18 protein-coding genes and 1 pseudogene are annotated in these 16,956 nt (G+C 72.5%); 12 read left to right on the top strand and 7 right to left on the bottom strand.

Annotated elements, in window-relative coordinates; translation table 11 throughout:
• Both ACWC9R_RS24230 and ACWC9R_RS24225 read left to right on the top strand, forming a co-directional pair.
• Positions 1 to 507: PucR family transcriptional regulator (locus tag ACWC9R_RS24230; RefSeq protein ID WP_450734444.1), on the top strand; the 507-nt coding region annotated here is incomplete at its 5' end.
• Positions 508 to 632: 125 nt separating this feature from the next.
• The gene (locus ACWC9R_RS24225; protein WP_450734442.1) at positions 633 to 827 is read left to right on the top strand and encodes a CsbD family protein; all 195 of its coding nucleotides are present in this window, start codon (positions 633 to 635) and stop codon (positions 825 to 827) included.
• Between the two features lie 82 nt (positions 828 to 909).
• Here ACWC9R_RS24225 and ACWC9R_RS24220 read toward each other — a convergent pair whose 3' ends face one another.
• On the bottom strand, positions 910 to 2,316 hold the full coding sequence (locus tag ACWC9R_RS24220) for an MFS transporter (protein WP_450734440.1): 1,407 nt from the start codon (positions 2,314 to 2,316) through the stop codon (positions 910 to 912).
• A gap of 286 nt (positions 2,317 to 2,602) precedes the next feature.
• Here ACWC9R_RS24220 and ACWC9R_RS24215 point away from each other — a divergent pair.
• Positions 2,603 to 2,779: pseudogene (locus tag ACWC9R_RS24215) on the top strand (LysR family transcriptional regulator); the annotation flags it as partial.
• On the opposite strand, the gene ACWC9R_RS24210 reads toward ACWC9R_RS24215, so the two are convergent.
• From ACWC9R_RS24210 to ACWC9R_RS24195, 4 genes are all read right to left on the bottom strand, one after another.
• Positions 2,758 to 4,392 (bottom strand): MFS transporter, encoded by a 1,635-nt coding sequence (locus ACWC9R_RS24210; RefSeq protein ID WP_450734438.1) that lies wholly within the window; start codon positions 4,390 to 4,392, stop codon positions 2,758 to 2,760. The pseudogene ACWC9R_RS24215 and the gene ACWC9R_RS24210 overlap by 22 nt on opposite strands.
• Positions 4,389 to 5,147 carry an SDR family NAD(P)-dependent oxidoreductase gene (locus tag ACWC9R_RS24205; protein WP_450734436.1) on the bottom strand — a complete coding sequence of 253 codons (759 nt, stop codon included), beginning with the start codon at positions 5,145 to 5,147 and terminating at the stop codon, positions 4,389 to 4,391. The genes ACWC9R_RS24210 and ACWC9R_RS24205 overlap by 4 nt, the downstream gene beginning before the upstream one ends.
• 109 nt (positions 5,148 to 5,256) lie before the next feature.
• Positions 5,257 to 6,123, bottom strand: coding sequence for a helix-turn-helix transcriptional regulator (locus ACWC9R_RS24200; RefSeq protein ID WP_450734434.1), 867 nt, complete (start codon positions 6,121 to 6,123; stop codon positions 5,257 to 5,259).
• A 51-nt stretch (positions 6,124 to 6,174) separates the two neighbouring features.
• Entirely contained in the window at positions 6,175 to 7,149 is a 975-nt protein-coding gene (locus ACWC9R_RS24195) for a helix-turn-helix transcriptional regulator (RefSeq protein ID WP_450734432.1), read from the bottom strand.
• Positions 7,150 to 7,232: 83 nt separating this feature from the next.
• On the opposite strand from ACWC9R_RS24195, the gene ACWC9R_RS24190 reads away from it, so the two are divergent.
• From ACWC9R_RS24190 to ACWC9R_RS24180, 3 genes are all read left to right on the top strand, one after another.
• The gene (locus ACWC9R_RS24190) at positions 7,233 to 7,970 is read left to right on the top strand and encodes an alpha/beta fold hydrolase (protein WP_450734430.1); all 738 of its coding nucleotides are present in this window, start codon (positions 7,233 to 7,235) and stop codon (positions 7,968 to 7,970) included.
• Positions 7,971 to 8,167: 197 nt separating this feature from the next.
• A complete protein-coding gene (locus ACWC9R_RS24185) occupies positions 8,168 to 8,971 on the top strand; it encodes a S1 family peptidase (protein ID WP_450734428.1) in 804 nt (267 codons plus the stop codon).
• A 23-nt stretch (positions 8,972 to 8,994) separates the two neighbouring features.
• On the top strand, positions 8,995 to 9,801 hold the full coding sequence (locus ACWC9R_RS24180; RefSeq protein ID WP_450734426.1) for a S1 family peptidase: 807 nt from the start codon (positions 8,995 to 8,997) through the stop codon (positions 9,799 to 9,801).
• Positions 9,802 to 9,962: 161 nt separating this feature from the next.
• Here ACWC9R_RS24180 and ACWC9R_RS24175 read toward each other — a convergent pair whose 3' ends face one another.
• Entirely contained in the window at positions 9,963 to 10,676 is a 714-nt protein-coding gene (locus ACWC9R_RS24175; RefSeq protein WP_450734424.1) for a DUF4232 domain-containing protein, read from the bottom strand.
• Between the two features lie 246 nt (positions 10,677 to 10,922).
• Here ACWC9R_RS24175 and ACWC9R_RS24170 point away from each other — a divergent pair, with 246 nt between their 5' ends.
• From ACWC9R_RS24170 to ACWC9R_RS24150, 5 genes are all read left to right on the top strand, one after another.
• A complete protein-coding gene (locus tag ACWC9R_RS24170) occupies positions 10,923 to 11,429 on the top strand; it encodes a helix-turn-helix domain-containing protein (RefSeq protein ID WP_450734423.1) in 507 nt (168 codons plus the stop codon).
• A complete protein-coding gene (locus ACWC9R_RS24165) occupies positions 11,426 to 12,250 on the top strand; it encodes a hypothetical protein (protein ID WP_450734422.1) in 825 nt (274 codons plus the stop codon). Before ACWC9R_RS24170 ends, ACWC9R_RS24165 begins: the two co-directional genes overlap by 4 nt.
• Before the next feature lie 20 nt (positions 12,251 to 12,270).
• Entirely contained in the window at positions 12,271 to 12,927 is a 657-nt protein-coding gene (locus ACWC9R_RS24160) for a class F sortase (RefSeq protein ID WP_450734421.1), read from the top strand.
• 162 nt (positions 12,928 to 13,089) lie between these two features.
• Complete coding sequence (locus tag ACWC9R_RS24155; RefSeq protein WP_450734420.1) at positions 13,090 to 14,301, top strand: 4-hydroxybenzoate 3-monooxygenase; 1,212 nt, start codon at positions 13,090 to 13,092, stop codon at positions 14,299 to 14,301.
• Positions 14,302 to 14,474: 173 nt separating this feature from the next.
• On the top strand, positions 14,475 to 14,552 hold the full coding sequence (locus ACWC9R_RS24150) for a 50S ribosomal protein bL37 (protein WP_370454205.1): 78 nt from the start codon (positions 14,475 to 14,477) through the stop codon (positions 14,550 to 14,552).
• 114 nt (positions 14,553 to 14,666) lie between these two features.
• Here ACWC9R_RS24150 and ACWC9R_RS24145 read toward each other — a convergent pair whose 3' ends face one another.
• Positions 14,667 to 15,893: a serine hydrolase gene (locus ACWC9R_RS24145; protein ID WP_450734418.1), complete on the bottom strand. Its 1,227-nt coding sequence runs from the start codon at positions 15,891 to 15,893 to the stop codon at positions 14,667 to 14,669.
• Positions 15,894 to 16,084: 191 nt separating this feature from the next.
• Between ACWC9R_RS24145 and ACWC9R_RS24140 the strand changes: the two genes are divergently transcribed.
• Entirely contained in the window at positions 16,085 to 16,915 is an 831-nt protein-coding gene (locus tag ACWC9R_RS24140) for a hypothetical protein (protein WP_450734416.1), read from the top strand.
• The last annotated feature ends 41 nt before the right edge of the window (positions 16,916 to 16,956 follow it).

Raw genomic sequence — 16,956 nt, 5'->3', positions numbered from 1 at the left:
CGGGAGGCCGCCGACCGGCTCGGCGCCGCGCTGCGGCTGCCCGTCACGGTCGGCGCCTCGGCCCCGGTCGCGGCCCCCGCCGCCCGCCCCGCGGCGGTCGCGGACGCCTACGCGGAGGCCGGACGCTGCCGGGAGGCGCTGCGGGCGCTGGGCCGGGCCGGACAGGGCGCGGCCGCCGCCGACTTCGGCTTCCTCGGTCTGCTGCTCGCCGACACCCGCGACGTGGACGGCTTCGTGCACCGCACACTCGGCCCGGTCACCGCCTACGACGCCCGCCGCGGTACGGAACTGCTGCGCACCCTCGGCGCCTACTTCGCCTGCGGAATGAGCCCGGCCCGCACCAAGGACGCGCTGCACGTCCATGTGAACACCGTGGCGCAGCGACTGGACCGGGTCAGCCGGCTGCTGGGCCCCGACTGGCAGACCCCGGCCCGCGCCCTGGAGATCCAGCTGGCGCTGCGGCTGCACCAGCTCTCCTCGGCCGTGGCGGGCGATACCGGCGCGTAACGGGGGCGGCGGTCCACGCCGTCCCCGCGGGCGGTTCCCTACCGATGGCCTTCTCCGGGTGCGCACCGCCGCGACCTGCGGCAGCGTGGTGCCGAAGCTTTCCCCCACGGACAGAGGAGCGTGACATGGGTGACAAGGGCGCGATGGACAAGATGAAGGGCAAGGCCAAGCAGAAGGCCGGCAAGCTGACGGGCGACGAGCGGCTGAAGGGCGAGGGCCGCACCGACGAGGCGAAGGGCCGGGCCAAGGGCGCGATGAGCGACGCCAAGGAGAACCTCCAGGGGATGAAGGACTCCCTGAAGGGCAAGAGCCGCCCCTGACGGCCGGCGGGGGCGTGGCGGACCTGCTGCCCCGTCTCCCGGAGCGTCCCGGGCCCGCCACGCCCCCGCCGTACATCAGGTCTCAGGCCCCGCCGGACACCGCCGAGGACGCCCCGTCGGCGGTGTCCGGCGCGGCCGTGCGGCCCCCGCCGGACCCCGCGTCCGCGTCCACCGCGGCGAGGTCCCGGCTGCGGGTCTCCCGTGCCACGCCCACCGCGACCAGCGTCAGCACCGCGGCCGCGAGGACGTACAGGGCGATCGGCGTCGGGCTGTCGTAGTCGGCGAGCAGCGCGGTCGCGATCAGCGGGGCGGGCGCACCGGCCGCGACCGAGGCGAACTGGGCCCCGATCGAGGCGCCCGAGTACCGCATCCGGGTCGCGAACATCTCCGCGAAGAACGCCGCCTGCGGCGCGTACATCGCACCGTGGAAGACCAGCCCGACACTCACCGCGAGCAGCAGCGGCCCGAACCGGCCGGTGTCCGCCAGCGCGAAGAACGGGAACGCCCAGACGCCGACACCGGCCGCGCCGAGCAGATAGACCGGCCGGCGCCCGATCCGGTCCGAGAGCGCGCCCCAGGCGGGGATCACCGCGAAGTGCAGCGCCGAGGCGAGGAGTACGGCGTTCAGGGCGGTCTGCGGCGCCAGCGCGGTCTGCGAGGTCGCGTAGACCAGCACGAACGCCGTGATCACGTAGTACGAGATGTTCTCGGCCATCCGCGCGCCCATCGCGACCAGCACGTCCCGCCAGTGGTGCCGGAACACCGCCACCAGCGGCATCCTCTCCAGCGCACCGTCCGCCCGCCGGGCCTCGGCACGCGCCAACGCGTCCCGGAACACCGGCGATTCGTCCACTGAGAGCCGCACCCACAACCCCACGACCACCAGCACGCCCGACAGCAGGAACGGCACCCGCCACCCCCACGACACGAACGCCGCGTCCGACACCAGAGCCGTCATCGCCGACAGCACCCCGGTGGCCAGCAACTGCCCGGCGGGCGCGCCGGTTTGCGGCCAGGACGCCCAGAACCCGCGCCGCCGGGCGTCCCCGTGCTCCGACACCAGCAGCACCGCGCCGCCCCACTCACCGCCCAGCGCGAACCCCTGCACCAGCCGCAGCACGGTCAGCAGCACCGGCGCCGCCGTCCCGACCGTCGCATGGGTCGGCAGCAGACCGATCGCGAAGGTCGCGCCCCCCATCAGCAGCAGGCTCAGCACCAGCAGCTTCTTGCGCCCGAGCCGGTCCCCGTAATGCCCGAAGACCAGCGCTCCCAGGGGCCGGGCCGCGAAGCCCACCGCGTACGTCAGAAACGACAGCAGGGTCCCGACGAGCGGATCGGACCCCGGGAAGAACAGCTGGTTGAACACCAGCGCGGCGGCGGTCCCGTAGAGGAAGAAGTCGTACCACTCGACGGTGGTGCCGATCAGGCTGGCGGCGACGATCCGCCTGAGGCCGGCGGGGGCTGGTGGAGCGGTCGCGGGGGCGGGCATCGGCACCACTTCCTGACGAGGGCGGGGCGTTGTCGTGTCGCCACACCGTAGGAAGGGGCACGCCGGGCGCCCATGTGGCGGGACGCCACACTTCGGGCTCCGACGGTGCGCGCGGGCACTACTGCGCGGCGCGGCGGCACCGGCGGCGAGGAATCCGGCCGGGGGCGGCGCTGCGTCGGGTCGGCGTTGTTCCCCGTTGTGGAAGTCGAGCCGCACTTCTCAGAGGCCGGGGCGGCGGCCGGGTTTCGGTGCCCCTCGGCGTGGACCAGGTGCCCGGCCTCGCCTACCCGACGTGCATCCCCTCGACGGACTCGGCCGGATCACCCTGAACGCCCGGCCCGACGGCCGCACGGTCGTCACCGACGACACCGCGGGTATGTTCGCCGCCGTCGACGGCGATGTGCTCACCGCCAAGGGCGACGCATGTATCGCCCCCGCCCACTACGCCGACTGGCTCGCCTGATCCGCCCGGCTGCCCGTTTCCGTCGGGCGCCCGCCCAGCAGGACGTAGATCGCCACCGACAGCACCGCACACACCACCGCGCTCGCCCACAGCACCGTCTGCCAGGCGTCGGTGAGGCCGTGCGTCGCCCAGGCGGTGAAGTCCGGCCGGGCGGAGGCGGGCAGCCCGGAGAGCGGGCCGGAGAGGTCGCCGGCGCTGACACTGTTGGCGAGGTCGCGTGAGGTGCCGTCATACGAGGGGAACCCCGCCAACCCGGCGTCGAGGTTGTTCCGTACGAGGTTGACGAGGGCCGCGCTCGCTGCCGCGATGGCCAGGGCCTCGCTGCCGAGCCGCAGGGTGTTGAGGAAGCCCGCGGCGGCGCCCATGGCCTCCGGCGCGACGACGTCCAGGACCGCCCCGTCCACCAGCCCGAAGTTGAGGCCCAGCCCGACCCCCAGGGTGATCAGGGGAGCGGCCAGGGCGCCCGGCGTCACCCCCGGTTCCAGCACGGAGGCGAGCCAGGCCACGCCCACCGTCAGACACAGCAGGCTCAGCCCGAACACGCTCCGGGGCGTCAGCCCCCGGCGCAGCAGCCGAGTGGCCGGCACCGGGGCCGCCAGGATCGGCAGCGTCATCAGCAGCATGGTGCTTCCCGCCTCCCGGCTGGAGGAACCGTTCGCCACCAGCAGGTAGTTGGGCAGCAGCGGCAGCAGGAGGACGAAGGAGAAGCTCGCCACGACGGGGATCAGGCACAGCGCCGTGAACTGCCTGTTGCGCAGCAGCCGCAGGTCCAGCATGGGGTGCCGTACCCGCCGCTCCACCAGCACGAAGGCCGCCAGCAGCAGCACCGAACCCGCCAGCAGACCCAGCACTCCGGCGCTGCCCCAGCCCCGTTGCGGCCCCTCGACCGCGGCGAGCATCAGCAGCAGGAGCCCGCCGGAGAAGGTGGCGGTGCCGGCCCGGTCCACCCCGACCGGGCGGGAGTCCCGGGTGTTTCCCCGCCCGGCCGGACGGCGGCCGCGAGCGGCGCGCCCTGCCGTCCCGCCGCGCGGCAGGAGCGGCACCACGCACCACACCAGCGCCATCAGCGCCGCGTGCAGCCCGAAGAAGGCACGCCAGCCCAGCAGGTCGGTCACCGCTCCGGCGGCCATCGCCCCGAGTGCGAGCCCGGCGCCCGTGGTGATGCCGACCGCCCCGAACGCGCGGCTGCGGGCTCGCCCTTCGAAGGTCTCGCCGATCAGCGAGCTGCCGCTGGTCAGCAACGCGGCCGCGCCGAGCCCCGCCAGCGCGCGTGCCGCGTCCAGCAGCAGGATGTCCTGCGCTGCCGTGCTCATCGCGGACGCCACCGTGAAGAGGGCCGCGCCGCCCCCGAACACCCGGCGTCTGCCCCACAGATCGGCCAGCGAGCCGCAGGCCAGCAGAGCGCCGGCGAAGGTGAGGTTGTACCCGTGCACCACCCACTGCAGGGCAGCCAGCGGCGCACCGGTCTCCCGGCCGATGGCGGGGAGTGCCACGCCCGAGCCCGTCACCGACGTCGGCAGGATCAAGAGGGTCAGCAGGACGGCGGCCAGCACGGGCGCGGCCCTCCGTCGTCGTTCCGCCTGCTGGGGCGGAACGCTGTCCGTCACGCTCATGCGGCCGGCACCGAGCCGACGAGACCGCCGTCGACGACCAGGTCCTGGCCGGTGATGTACGCGGCGTCGTCGGAGGCGAGGAAGGCGACGGCCGCGGCGACCTCGTCCGGGTGGCCGAGTGAACCCAGCGCCACCTCGGCGGAGTTGCGGGCCTCGGCGTCCGGGTGGGGGTTGGCGCCGCGCCACATCGGGGTGTCGATATAGCCGGGGCTGACGGAGTTGACGCGGATGCCGCGCGCGGCGAGGTCAGATCCCATGGTGCGGGCGAGGTTGTGGACCGCCGCCTTGCTGGCGGAGTAGACCGAGGCGACGGGCAGCCCGCGGTAGAGGGTCCAGGAGGCGTTGATGACGACGGCGCCACCGTGTGGCATCAGCCGCAGCGCCTTCTGCACGGTGAAGAACACCCCCTTGAAGTTGACGTCGACGGTGTGGTCGAAGTCGTCCTCGGTGATCTCCGCGGTCGGCTTGAAGACACCGGTCCCGGCGTTGGCGAAGACGGCGTCGAGCGTGCCGCGCCAGCTCTCGATCCGGCGCATCAGCGCGTCGAGACCGGTCAGCGAGGCGGCGTCGGCCCGTACGGCCAGCACGCGGCCGTCCACCGCGTCGAGTTCGGCGACCGCCGCGTCGAGGCGCGCCTGGTCGCGGCCGGTGATGACGACGTACGCCCCCTCGTCCAGGAGCCGCCGTGCCGTGGCGAGTCCCATGCCGCTGGTGCCGCCGGTGATCAGTGCTGTCTTGTTCGTGAATCGCTGCATGACCACGATCCTGCGGCGGTGCGGACAGGTCCGGCAGTGTCGGCTGAGCCTGGGTCTGTCACCACCACCCTCACCGCGCCCGGCTGCCGCCCCGCGGCCGGGCGAACCCCTACGGGGTGGGGACCACTGCCGGTGCGCCCGCGTCCAGCAGACCCGCCACCCGGGCCTCGGTCGGCGACCCCTCCGCCGGGGTGTACAGCAGCAGCCGGGCGCCGGGCAGGTCGGAGACGGGCAGCATCGTGTAGGCGAACGTCAGCTCTCCCACGGCGGGGTGCACCAGCGCCTTGATGCCCTCGGCCGCGGCGCCCACCGGGTGTTCGGCCCAGACCGTGGCGAAGGCGGGGCTGGCGGCGCACATGTCCTCCGCGAGCCGGCCGAACTCCGGATCGTCCGGATAGCGCGCCGCATCCGCGCGGAACAGTCCGACGATCTGCCGTGCCGCCTCCTCCCAGCCGCACAGCACGGACCGGAAGTGCGCGTTGGTGAAGAAGCTGACCAGGCAGCTGTGGTCCAGCTCGCCGTAGCCGAAGACCAGTTGGGCGGCCCGGTTGACGGCGACCAGCCTCCAGTGCCGGTCGATGACGTACGCGGGCCGCGGCAGCCAGCCGTCGATGACCCGGCGGATGCCGGCCGGTACGGCGCGGTCCGCGGGCGCGGCCTGCGGTGGGTTCAGCCCGGCGAGCAGGTAGAGGTGCTCCCGCTCGACGGGGTCCAGCCGCAGCACACGGGAGACGGCCTCCAGCACCTCGGCCGACACGTTGATGTCGCGCCCCTGTTCCAGCCACGTGTACCAGGACACCCCCACCCCGGCGAGCACCGCGACCTCCTCGCGCCGCAGACCCGGTGTACGGCGCCCGCTTCCCGCCGCCATGCCCACGTCCGCGGGCGTCAGCCGCGCCCGCCGTGAGCGCAGGAACGCCCGTATCTCCGCGCTGCGTCGCCGCCGCGCCTCGGCCGACAGCTTCGAGACCTCCATACGGTCATGCTAAGCGCCTGGCTCTCGCCGGTGTCGGGCTGCGTCCGGTGGCTACTTGGACGTGTCCCCGGAGGGGCGATCGGCGGCGGCCGTGAGCTGTTGGGCCAGGTCCCTGAGCGCTTGGCGCAGTGCGTCGGGGCGGTGAACGGTGAAGGGCCATTCCAGGGAGGCGAGCAGGCAGGCCACGCTGTCCAGTTGTGCGGCCTGCGCGCGCATCAGTACGCCGGTGGGGGTGTCCGTGAGGGTGGCGATCGTACGGGGCAGCCGGCGTGCGACGTCCTCCATGGGGCCTTCGATCAGCACCTCGACCTGCCACGGCGCGGGTGTCCGGGCCAGGGACGCGGTGAGGTGGGCCACCGGGTCGAAGTCGTCGGGGGCGGTGAAGGTGGCCGCGCCGGTCGTGGCGGACGCGATCCGGTCGATGCGAAAGGTGCGCAGGCCGTCACGGAGATGGTCGTGGCCGACGAGGTACCAGCAGCCGGAGTGGAAGACCACCCCGTACGGGTCGACCTCGCGCTCGGTGTGTTCCTGGTGCCAGGAGCGGTAGCGCAGGCCGACGGTGTGACCGGAGTGGCAGGCCTGCGCCAGGGTCAGCAGGACGCCCGCCTCGGGGGTCTGCGCGAGCACGGTGGCGGCGGTGAAGGACAAGGTGTCCCGCATGGCGGCCAGCGGTGCGCGCAGCGGGTCCGGCAGCACTCGTTCGATCTTGGCGAGGGCGCCGGCGCCGGCCGGGGCGGTGGTGCTCATGCCCAGGCGCTCCCCGGCGAGCAGGCCCAGCACGACCACGAGGGCCTCTTCGTTGGTGAGCATCAGCGGTGGCATCCGGTAGCCGCGGGCCAGCCGGTAGCCACCGAAGCGGCCGCGGACCGATTCCACCGGGATGCCCAGCTCGCGCAGCCGGGCCGCGTACCGCCGCACCGTGCGCACATCGGTCCCCAGGCGGTCCGCCAGCTGTGCCCCGGTCAGTCCCGGGTGTGTCTGGAGGAGCTCCAGCAGGGCCAGCACACGCGTCAGGGGATATGACATGGATCACTCGGCATTTCAGGGCGGAAACTGTCCTGTATGAAGCCTACTCTCGCGGCAACCCCCTGAATCCAAGGAGAAACCGCATGGCTACCTTCGTACTCGTCCCCGGCGCCTGGCTCGGAGCCTGGGCTTGGGAGGCCACCGCCCAGGCGCTGCGCGAGTGTGGGCACACGGTGCTGCCGGTGACGCTGACGGGCCTGGGCGAACGGTCCGCCCTCGCCACCCCGGAGGTGGGCCTGGACACGCATATCGACGACATCACCGCGTTCGTCGAGGAGCAGGACCTGCGCGAGGTGACCCTCGTGGCGCACAGCTACGCGGCGGTCCCGGTCACCGGCGCCGCCGGCCGTCTCGGCGCACGACTGGAACGCCTGGTCCACGTCGACAGCGCACCCTTCGCCGAGGGCACCTGCCTGCTCGACGTCATGCCGGACGACGTGGTGGACCGCCTGCACACGCTCGTCGCCGAGCGCGGGGACGGATGGCGGCTGCCCTTGCCGCCCTTCGAGCTGCTCGGCGCCATGAGCACCCTCGAAGGGCTCGACGAGGAGCAGCTCGGCCTCCTGCGCACCCGGGCCACGCCCCAGCCGTTCGCCACCTTCGCCCAGCGGCTGACCCGCCCCGTCGAGCCCGGTCCCGGAGTCGACCGTGTGGTGGTCGCCTGCCGCGATGCCAAGGCCCTGCTGGACGCCGGGACGCCGGCGCTGGCCTTCCTCAACCAGCCCCCGTGGCGGCACTTCGCCCTGCCCACCGGGCACTGGCCCATGCTGTCCACGCCCGTCGAACTCGCCGAGACCCTCGACGCGGTCGTGTCTTCCTGATCGTCTCTTCCCGGTCCTGGCGGCCAAGGGGCCGGTCCGCCGCATGTCCTGCGCGCCGGCGCCGGCTGTCGCTCGTGGCGCGTCAAGGGGGCCTGGCGCATGCCGGCCATATACGGGCGCCCGGGTGGGCAAGGCAACCGCGCCGGTGTCCCCGGCCTCTCCCTGGACGACTTTGTTCGATCGCCACTGGAGGACTGATGGGCAAAGCGAGGCGAAGAGGCCGGGGCGCCCTGGCGGGAGCGGTGTTGGCGGGTGCGGCGCTGGTGGTGCAGGGCGCCCCGCCCGCCGCAGCGGTCGTCGGCGGAGACCGTGCCGAGATCGGGAAGTACCCCTGGACCGTGGCGCTGACGTCGCAGGACGTCAAGGAGCCGGAGTGCGCGGGCACACTGGTCGCGCCGCGCAAGGTGCTGACCGCGTCCCACTGCGTCAGCCCGACCACCGTCGACAGGGTGCGTGTGGTGGGCGGACGGGAGGACCTGAGGGACACCCGTAAGGGCACCGTGCGCAAGGTGTCGAAGCTCTGGATTCACCCCAAGGCCGACACCGAGGGGAACGGCGCGACCTACGCCCACGACCTCGCCGTCCTCACCCTCAACGCCCCCATGCCGTACCGCACGCTGCCGCTCGCCACCCCGGCGCAGCAGAAGCTGTACGAGGAGGGCACGCCCAACAGGGTCCTGGGATGGGGCTCCACGACGGGCCGCGAGGACGACACCACGGTGCCGCCGCTGCAGACCGCGCTGATACCCAACCGGGGCGACGAGCAGTGCGTCACGGCGTACGGCACCCGCCGATACCGCAAGTCCTTCACGATGTGCGTCGGTTACCCGGCGGGCGGAGTCAGCGCCTGTTCCGGGGACAGCGGGGGACCGGTCGTGGTCAAGGGGCGGCTCGTCGGCGTCATCAGCGGCGGCGGCAGCTGCACCAGCCGCCTCTACCCGGGCGTCGCGGTGAAGACGGCCTCCTACTACGCGCTGCTCCAGAGCCGGATCGCCGGATAGCCGGGCAGGGAGGGAGTTTCCGGATGACACGACACAGGTACACCCGGTGGCCGGCCCTGGCAGGTCTCCTGGCGCTCATCGCCGGCGGACTCGCGGTGCTGCCGGCCCACCCCGCCCAGGCCGTCGTCGGCGGCCACAGGACCACTACGGCGGCGGCCCCTTGGGCAGTCACCCTCAATCTCTGGCGGCAGACCGACGGCTACCCGCGCTCGGGACAGTTCTGCGGCGGCACCCTGGTCCGGCCGACGAAGGTCGTCACCGCCGCCCACTGCGTGGTGGACGAGGCCGCCACCGATCTGGGGGTGGTCGCGGGCCGTACCGACCTGCGCCGCCACGACGGCCGCATGCGCAAGGTGACCAAGGCCTGGATTCATCCGCGCTTCGGCCGCCACCTGGAGAACGACGTCGCCGTCCTCACCCTCGACAAGCCGATGCCGGCGCGCTACACCCCGCTGCCGGTGGCCACCGCCGCCGACACCGGTCCGTACCGCCCCGGCACGCGCGCCCAGGTCCACGGCTGGGGCCTGCTGGACTACGAGGACCGCCAGGCGAACGCGCTGCGGGCGGCGGATCTGCGGGTACTCCCCGACCGGACCTGTCAACGGCTCAGCCCCTGGGGCGACTTCGACCCGAAAATGCACGTCTGCGCCAACGATCCGGTCGCCGGTGCCCATCACGCCGAAGGCGACAGCGGTGGCCCGCTGGTCGCCGGCGGCAAGCTGATCGGGATCGTCAGCTGGCTGCTCCAGGGCGACACCGCCACCCCCACGCCCGGCGTCTACACCCGGGTCTCCGCCTACTCCCGCGAGATCGCCCGTCAACTCCGCTGACGGAGACGCCGGGAACGGGGCGGTCCTGGATGAGCCATGGAGCAGCCCGGCATCAGTCGGCGAACGGTCATGGATCAACAACGGATCAATGACCGTTCGCCGGGGGCCGCTGGCTGACCGCTGGCCGCTCACCGCTGACCGGCCGACGGCTGGTCGGCGCGTCAGTAGGTCAGCGCGTCCGACGCCGAGCTCTGCCAGTAGGTGACGGAGGCGTTGTCGTCCTTGTGGGTGCCCGCGGGCAGGGCGAGCTTCGCGGGGGAGCCCACCGAACCGGAGCCGCTCCGCGGTGCGAAGTGCACCGTGAGCTGCTTGACGGTGCCACCGGTGCTCTCGCCGGGCTCGCCGGTGAGCGCGACCGAGGCGTAGGCGGAGCTGCCCGGGGCGACGCTCAGGACGGACTGCGGCTTGCTGTCCTCGATGATCCGGGTCGCCGCCTGGTCGCCGTCGAAGCCCAGGAGGGGTGCGCCGTAGGCGTTGCAGGCCTGCGACCCGCTGTTGGTGATCTTGATGAGCACGTGGTTGAGCGGGCGCGTGACCTTGCTGACCGTGGTCTTGACGTTGTCTCCGGTGCAGGCGTCCGACGCGCTGTTCGCGGTGCCGCCGCCCTTCCCGGTGCCGCCCGTCTTCCCGGAGGAGCCGCCCTTGCCGCCGGAGGAGCCCTGCCCGGAGCCGGACCCCTCTCCCTTGCCGGACGTGCCGGAGGCGCCGGACGTGCCGTTCTCGCCGCCCGATCCGCCCGTGGTGTCGGAACCCGACCCCGCCGAGGACGGGGCGCCGGACGCCGCCTCGGTGTCACCGTCGCAGGCGGTCAGGGACAGGCCCGCGAGAACGACGGCGACGGCGGCGGCTGCGGTGCGGGATCGGATGGTGCGCATGGTGATCTGACTTCTCCTAGCAGGTGGGTTTCTGGTTCTCAGTGGCGGTTGATCAGAAGACCTATGACCGCGGCACAGATGATCAGCACGGCGATGGCTACGACATCGCTGGTGCACCAGCGGGTTCGCATGGCATCTCCCGTCTCGTGGTGCTGCTCCACAGCCTGCGGGGTGTCCGCCCGGATGCCAACGAATCCGGGAGAATGAGAGAAGCCGGAACGCTGGCACAGCCGTTGACCTGGGGAAATGGCCACCCCCTGGAACGCTGTCCTGGAACGGCGGAGCGAACAGGGGAGCAGGGTGGGGACGGAAACCGCGGAGTTCGCGCGGCTGCTGCGCCGGCTGAAGGAGCGCTCGGGGCGCAGCTACGGTGCCCTCGCCGGGCAGGTGCACCTGAGCGTGTCGACGCTGCACCGGTACTGCAACGGCGATGCCGTGCCGACGGAGTTCGCGCCCGCCGACCGACTCGCCCGGCGGTGCGGGGCGGCGCCCGTACCGGCCCGAGGACCGGGCCGTCCTGGCCGTCGAAGGACAGGGGCTGCGGTCGTACGTCTGACGTGGGCGAACTCGGGTGCGGGGGAGCGGGCGCGGGGTCCGGGGGAGGTCGTCGGAAAATTTTTCAATCCGCCACCCATCCGCGGGCGTTGCGGCTCCGAATCACGGTCGACACCTCGCCGAGGTGTTGCTGTCGAACCCGGACGACGTGCGGTCCCCCCTCCTCCGTGGAGGCCGCCGGAAAAGGAACGATCGTGATAGCCAAGCGCACCCGCCGCCTCGCCGTACTCGTCACCCTGCCCGCCGCCCTGGCCCTCACCGCAGGCGCCTCGTCCCAGGCCGTCGCCCAGGGCACCGGAGCGTTCCAGATCAACCTGGCGCAGCTGAACGACTCCGGTTCCAAGGGCACGGCGATGCTCAGCCTCCAGGGCAACCGGCTGACCGTGAAGATCGAGTCCGAGGGACTCGTCCCCGGACAGCCCTCCGCCCAGCATCTCCACGGTTCGACCGACGGCCATGACTTCCACTGCCCGGACGCCAGCGACGACACGAACGGCGACGGCGTCCTCAACAACACCGAAGCCACGGTCGACTACGGCGACATCAACATCTCGCTCACCACCAAGGGGCCCACGGACATGAAGAGCGGTCTCGCCGTCGACCGCATGCCGGTGGCCAACGCGCAGGGCAAGCTCCAGTACGAGCGCACCCTCGCCGTCTCCCAGGACGTGGTCGACCACATCAAGGACCTGCACATCGTGCAGCACGGCATCGACCGCAACGACAACAAGAAGTACGACTTCGAGGGGGCCGGCAAGAGCGAACTCGACCCCAAGCTCCCCCAGGAGGCCACCGCACCGACCAACTGCGGTGAGGTCCTGGGCGCCGCGGTGGGCTCCATCCCGGTCGGCGGTGTCGAGACCGGCACCGGGCCCGCCGAGGAGAGCGGGGTGCCGGCCGCGGTGCTGGGCGCCGGCGGGGGTGCCCTCGTGGCGGCGGCCGGTGCGCTGGCCTTCGCGCGGCGCCGCAAGAGCGGGCTCGCGGCCGCGAACGCCGGGGACAACGGGGCCGCCGCGTGAGCCGCCGGAGCGAGGACACCATGAGCACCGTACGCCGCCGGGGCCACCGCGCCACCGGCTACGCCCTCGCCACGGCCCTGTCGGCCGTGCTCCTCGCCGGATGCGGCGGGCAGGACGCCGCGCCGCCCCGGTCGCTCCCCGCGGGCCGGCAGCCGGACGGCGGCGGGCAGCCCGACGCCCAGGCGCCGGGCGGTGGTTCCGGGAGCAAGGCCGCCGCCAGCATGCCGAAGTCGGCCCCGCAGCGGCTCTCCATCCCGTCGCTCCAGGTCTCCTCCACGCTGGAGACGCTGGGACAGAAGAAGAACGGGACCATGCAGACGCCCCGGGACCCCGACAAGGCGGGCTGGTACCGGCCGGGGCCGACGCCCGGCTCCCAGGGACCGGCGGTGATCGCCGGTCATGTCTCCTGGAACGGCACCCCGTCGGTGTTCCACAAACTGTCGTCGATGAAGCGCGGCGACACCATCGAGGTGGACCGGCAGGACGGCAAGACGGCGAAGTTCACCGTGGACCGCGTCGCCCAGTACGCGAAGAACAAGTTCCCCACGGTCGAGGTGTACAAGAACCTCGACCATGCGGGACTCCGTCTGATCACCTGCGGTGGTGAGTACGACGAGGGCAAGCACTACTACCCCGACAACGTGGTGGTGTTCGCCAGTCTCACGGGCAGCGCATAGCCCGATCCGCGCAGCTCCGGCCGGTGGCCCGGCGCCCCCGCACGGGCGCCGGGCCACCTCGCGCCTGTGTGATCCGCCGGCGCCGGGGCGCCGGTCCGCCCGCCCGGGGCAACCGCCATACTGCCTGCGATCTTTCCTCGTCCCCGAAGGGAAACTCGCGACGTGTCCTCCACCGCCCCTCTCCCCGTCACGCGCACCCGCGTCGTCATCGTCGGCGCCGGCCCCGCCGGGCTCATCGTGGCGAACCTGCTGCGCACCGCCGGTGTCGACTGTGTGCTGCTGGAAACGGAGAGCAGGGAGTTCATCGAGCAGCGGCCGCGCGCCGGGTTCCTGGAGGAGTGGGCGGTGCGCGCGCTGGCCCGGCACGGGCTGGCCGACCGGCTGCTCGAACGGGCCGCCACACAGGGCGAGTTCGAGTTCCGGTTCGACGGCGAGCGGCACACGATGCGGACCGGCGAGCTGTCGGGACGCCGCCACTTCGTCTATCCGCAGCCGCTGTTGGTCACCGACCTCGTCGCCTCGTACGTGGACGGGGCGAACGGCGAGGTCCGCTTCGGGGTACGGGACGTGGCGCTGCACGACCTCGACGGCGACCGTCCCGCGGTGTCGTACACCGACCCGGTGAGCGGCGCCCGGCACCGGGTCGAGTGCGACTTCGTCGCGGGCTGCGACGGGGCCCGCGGGGTGAGCCGGACGGCCGTCACCGACGGCGGGGCGGTCCTCACCCGCCATGACCACGGCGTCGCCTGGCTCGCTCTCCTCGCCGAGGCGCCGCCGTCCGCGGACGGTGTGGTCTTCGGCATCCACGAGCGCGGTTTTGGTGCCCAGATGGCCCGCAGCCCCCAGGTCACCCGCTACTACCTCCAGGTACCGCCCGGTGACGACGCCCGGGACTGGTCGCACACCCGGGTGTGGGACGAACTGCACCACCGCCTCGCGGCCGACGGCGCCCGGCCGCTGACCGAGGGACCGGTGATCGAGAAGGTGGTCCTGGACATGCACAACTACGTGGTGGAGCCGATGGCGCGCGGCCGCCTCTACCTGGCGGGTGACGCGGCGCATCTGATCGCGCCGATCGCCGCGAAGGGCATGAACCTCGCGATCAATGACGCGCTGCTGCTCGGTGACGCGCTGATCGCGCACTACCAGGCCGACGACGACAGCGGCCTGGCCGGCTACTCGGAGTCCTGTCTGCGGCGGGTCTGGCAGTACCTGGAGTTCTCGCAGTGGCTGTCGGACGTGCTGCACGGCGCCTCCTCCGGCGACCGCTTCCAGGCCGGTACGGCCCGCGCCCGGCTGCGGCGGCTGCTGGGGTCCGCGTCCGCGGCGAAGGCGTTCGCCGCGCTGTACCTCGGCGAGGAGGCCGATCTGTGACGCCGCTGTCGCGGACCGGGCGGAGGGCACCTCCGTGGGGTGATTCACACAGCGGTGTGGGGTGGGAGTCCACGGCCCCGGGTACGCGGCCTCGTGATCGCCGGGCGAGATACCGTTGAGAAGTGGTAGAAATTCGGCGAAAAGCATCGCTGAGTCACTGAGGAAGGAGACGTATGTCATCGAAGCGCCGTCGTAAGAAGAAGGCCCGTCGCAAGAACGGTGCCAACCACGGCAAGCGGCCCCAGTCCTGAACGAAGGCTGTGACCGGACCTCGCCGATGGGGTTTCTGTGGGCTCCCCGCGTCCGTGCTCGAGCGGACGCGCGGAGCCCACAGCGGGTAGTGGGCCCGGGCCCGCGGACGTGCCCTACGCCTTGGTCGCCGCCTCCACTATGCGCTGGGACACCTGCGACTGGGTGGCATCGCGCCGCGTCGGGGTGAACGACAGCACGATGCGCCGCTGTTGGTCACGGGTGGCGAACATGGCCGAGGAATAGCCGTACCGTTCCCCGGTCTTGCCCCACAGGGTGAGGCCGTTCACCGTGAAGGTCTGCAGGCCCGCGGCATAGCGCGCCGGGCCGCCGTCCACCATGCGCACCTCGTCCGGCGGCAGGGTGAACATCCGCGCCAGCTCCCGCGGCGGCAGCAGCTCGCCCGAGAACAGGGCGGTGAGGAAGCGGTCCAGGTCGCCGGTGTGGGAGATCATCTCGCCCTCTCCCCAGGAGACCGACGGATGGAACTCGGTGATGTCCAGCAGCGATCCGTCCGTCATCCGCAGATATCCGTGGACATGGGGACCGTGGACGCGTGGGTCGTCGCCGGGCACGCGGGTGTGCCGCAGGCCCAGCGGGCGCAGGAGGCGGCGGCTGATCACCTCGCCGTAGCGGCGCCCCGTCAGCCGCTCTATCAGCAGCGCCAGCAGGACGTAATTCATGCCCCGGTACTGCTGCTTGGTGCCGGGGGTGAACTTCATGGGGCCGTGCGACACCTGCGCCACCAGCTGCTCGGGTGTCCACCGGTCGTAGCGGTGCCGGGCGATGGCCTCCGGGGAGGACGGGTCGTAGGGCGGGGGCTGCTCGTCGGGGAGTCCGCTGGTGTGGTTCAGCAGCTGTGACACCGTGATCGGCGGGAACCTCGCCGGCAGCAGACCGGGCAGCAGACGCTGCACCGGCGTCTCCGGTGACAGCCGCCGCTCGGCGGCGAGCTGCAGCACCACCGTCGCCACGAAGACCTTGGTGATGCTGCCGATCCGGAAGGTGTCCTGCTCCTGGACGGCGCGGTCGGTGACCCGGTCGGCGACGCCCGCGGTGCCGTACCACCGCCCGGCCGAGCCGCTCACCCGCAGCTGGGCGGCGATCAGCTCGGGGTGCTCCAGATCGGCGAGGGCGGCCCGCAGCGCGGGCACCTGCAGCGGAGGGACGGGGACGGCGGCGGACGGCACCCGACGGGCGGGACCGCCGCCCGGTGACGGGACCGCGGCCGGACGGGACGCGGCGCGGGGCACCGCGCGGGCCGGGCCCGCCGTCGCGGCGACCACCGCTCCGGACAGGGCGGCCCCCACAACCGCCCTGCGGGACAAGGGAGAAAGGCTCATGTCGCACAGCTTCGCGGAGGCGCGCCGCGAGGGCGTCAGGGTTCTCCCCGACCCGCCCCGGAGACACCCCCTACCGCACCCCGGACGGCCCGGGCCCGCCTGGTACCGCGTGCGGCGGCGCCCGAGTAGAGGGAGTCCGGACGGCGGTCTAGCGTGGAAGGGAGTTTCGCCTCCCAGGAGGGGCTGTTGCCATGGCACACGGCCGGACGGACACCGCCGACGGCGACCGGTTGTCGCACTTCCTCGACAGCCCCGTCATCGGAATGTCGCCATGGATCGCGATGTCGGTCATTGTCGGGCGGGGCCGCTTCGAACTGGCCGTGGGAATAGCCCTGGCCCTCGCCGTCCTGCTCGTCATCATCGGCCGCGTACGCCATCCCGGGACCTCCTTCAAAATTCTGGAGGTCGCCGATGTGGTGTTCTTCGCGGCGTTGGCGGTCATCGGCATTTTCGCCTCTCCGGGCACACACCGCTGGCTGGAGACCTATGCGGGGGAGGTCGCGAGTATCGCGCTGATGGCGATCGCCCTCGGGTCCATGGCGTTCCGGGTGCCCTTTACCCTGCAATACGCCCGGGAACGGGTGCCCCGCGAGGTCTGGAGCGATCCCCGGTTCCTGCGGACCAATTACTACATCACGGCCGCGTGGGGCGCCGCATTCGCGGTGGCGGCGATCGCGGGCGCCATTGGCGATCTCGTGCTGCACAATCCCGATAACGCGTGGACCGGCTGGATCATCCAAATCGCGGCCATCATCGCGGCCTTGCAGTTCACCGAGTGGTACCCGGACGTCGTACGGGCCCGTTCCCTGCGGGAGAAGAACCTGCCGGGCCCGCCCGAACCCCCGCTGAGCAGCATGCTCATTCCGCTGGCGGGCTATCTGACCCCGGTGGGCATCGCCGTGCTCGTCGCCGGAGCCGGGCCGGTGTGGCTGGGTGTGGCGCTGATCGTGCTCGGGGTGGTGCTCGTCAAATCCCTGTCCCGCCCCAAAGAGGCCGAGGTCGACGCCGACGTACCCGGCTGAGGGGTTCGCCGTGCCGGGTGACCGGTGATCTAGAATCGACG

This window comes from Streptomyces sp. NPDC001219, from assembly GCF_053597915.1.
Note: the sequence above shows the minus strand (reverse complement) of the source record. Positions and strands in the feature narration are given on the sequence as shown.

What these genes read in the sequence shown, in the direction of transcription:
- ACWC9R_RS24145 (WP_450734418.1), bottom strand. Translation starts at nt 15,893, where the DNA reads ATGAGCCTTTCTCCCTTGTCCCGCAGGGCGGTTGTGGGGGCCGCCCTG.
- ACWC9R_RS24180 (WP_450734426.1), top strand. Translation starts at nt 8,995, where the DNA reads ATGACACGACACAGGTACACCCGGTGGCCGGCCCTGGCAGGTCTCCTG.
- ACWC9R_RS24225 (WP_450734442.1), top strand. Translation starts at nt 633, where the DNA reads ATGGGTGACAAGGGCGCGATGGACAAGATGAAGGGCAAGGCCAAGCAG.
- ACWC9R_RS24160 (WP_450734421.1), top strand. Translation starts at nt 12,271, where the DNA reads ATGAGCACCGTACGCCGCCGGGGCCACCGCGCCACCGGCTACGCCCTC.
- ACWC9R_RS24195 (WP_450734432.1), bottom strand. Translation starts at nt 7,149, where the DNA reads ATGTCATATCCCCTGACGCGTGTGCTGGCCCTGCTGGAGCTCCTCCAG.
- ACWC9R_RS24210 (WP_450734438.1), bottom strand. Translation starts at nt 4,392, where the DNA reads ATGAGCGTGACGGACAGCGTTCCGCCCCAGCAGGCGGAACGACGACGG.
- ACWC9R_RS24190 (WP_450734430.1), top strand. Translation starts at nt 7,233, where the DNA reads ATGGCTACCTTCGTACTCGTCCCCGGCGCCTGGCTCGGAGCCTGGGCT.
- ACWC9R_RS24140 (WP_450734416.1), top strand. Translation starts at nt 16,085, where the DNA reads ATGGCACACGGCCGGACGGACACCGCCGACGGCGACCGGTTGTCGCAC.
- ACWC9R_RS24175 (WP_450734424.1), bottom strand. Translation starts at nt 10,676, where the DNA reads ATGCGCACCATCCGATCCCGCACCGCAGCCGCCGCCGTCGCCGTCGTT.
- ACWC9R_RS24200 (WP_450734434.1), bottom strand. Translation starts at nt 6,123, where the DNA reads ATGGAGGTCTCGAAGCTGTCGGCCGAGGCGCGGCGGCGACGCAGCGCG.
- ACWC9R_RS24170 (WP_450734423.1), top strand. Translation starts at nt 10,923, where the DNA reads ATGGCCACCCCCTGGAACGCTGTCCTGGAACGGCGGAGCGAACAGGGG.
- ACWC9R_RS24185 (WP_450734428.1), top strand. Translation starts at nt 8,168, where the DNA reads ATGGGCAAAGCGAGGCGAAGAGGCCGGGGCGCCCTGGCGGGAGCGGTG.
- ACWC9R_RS24205 (WP_450734436.1), bottom strand. Translation starts at nt 5,147, where the DNA reads ATGCAGCGATTCACGAACAAGACAGCACTGATCACCGGCGGCACCAGC.
- ACWC9R_RS24220 (WP_450734440.1), bottom strand. Translation starts at nt 2,316, where the DNA reads ATGCCCGCCCCCGCGACCGCTCCACCAGCCCCCGCCGGCCTCAGGCGG.
- ACWC9R_RS24150 (WP_370454205.1), top strand. Translation starts at nt 14,475, where the DNA reads ATGTCATCGAAGCGCCGTCGTAAGAAGAAGGCCCGTCGCAAGAACGGT.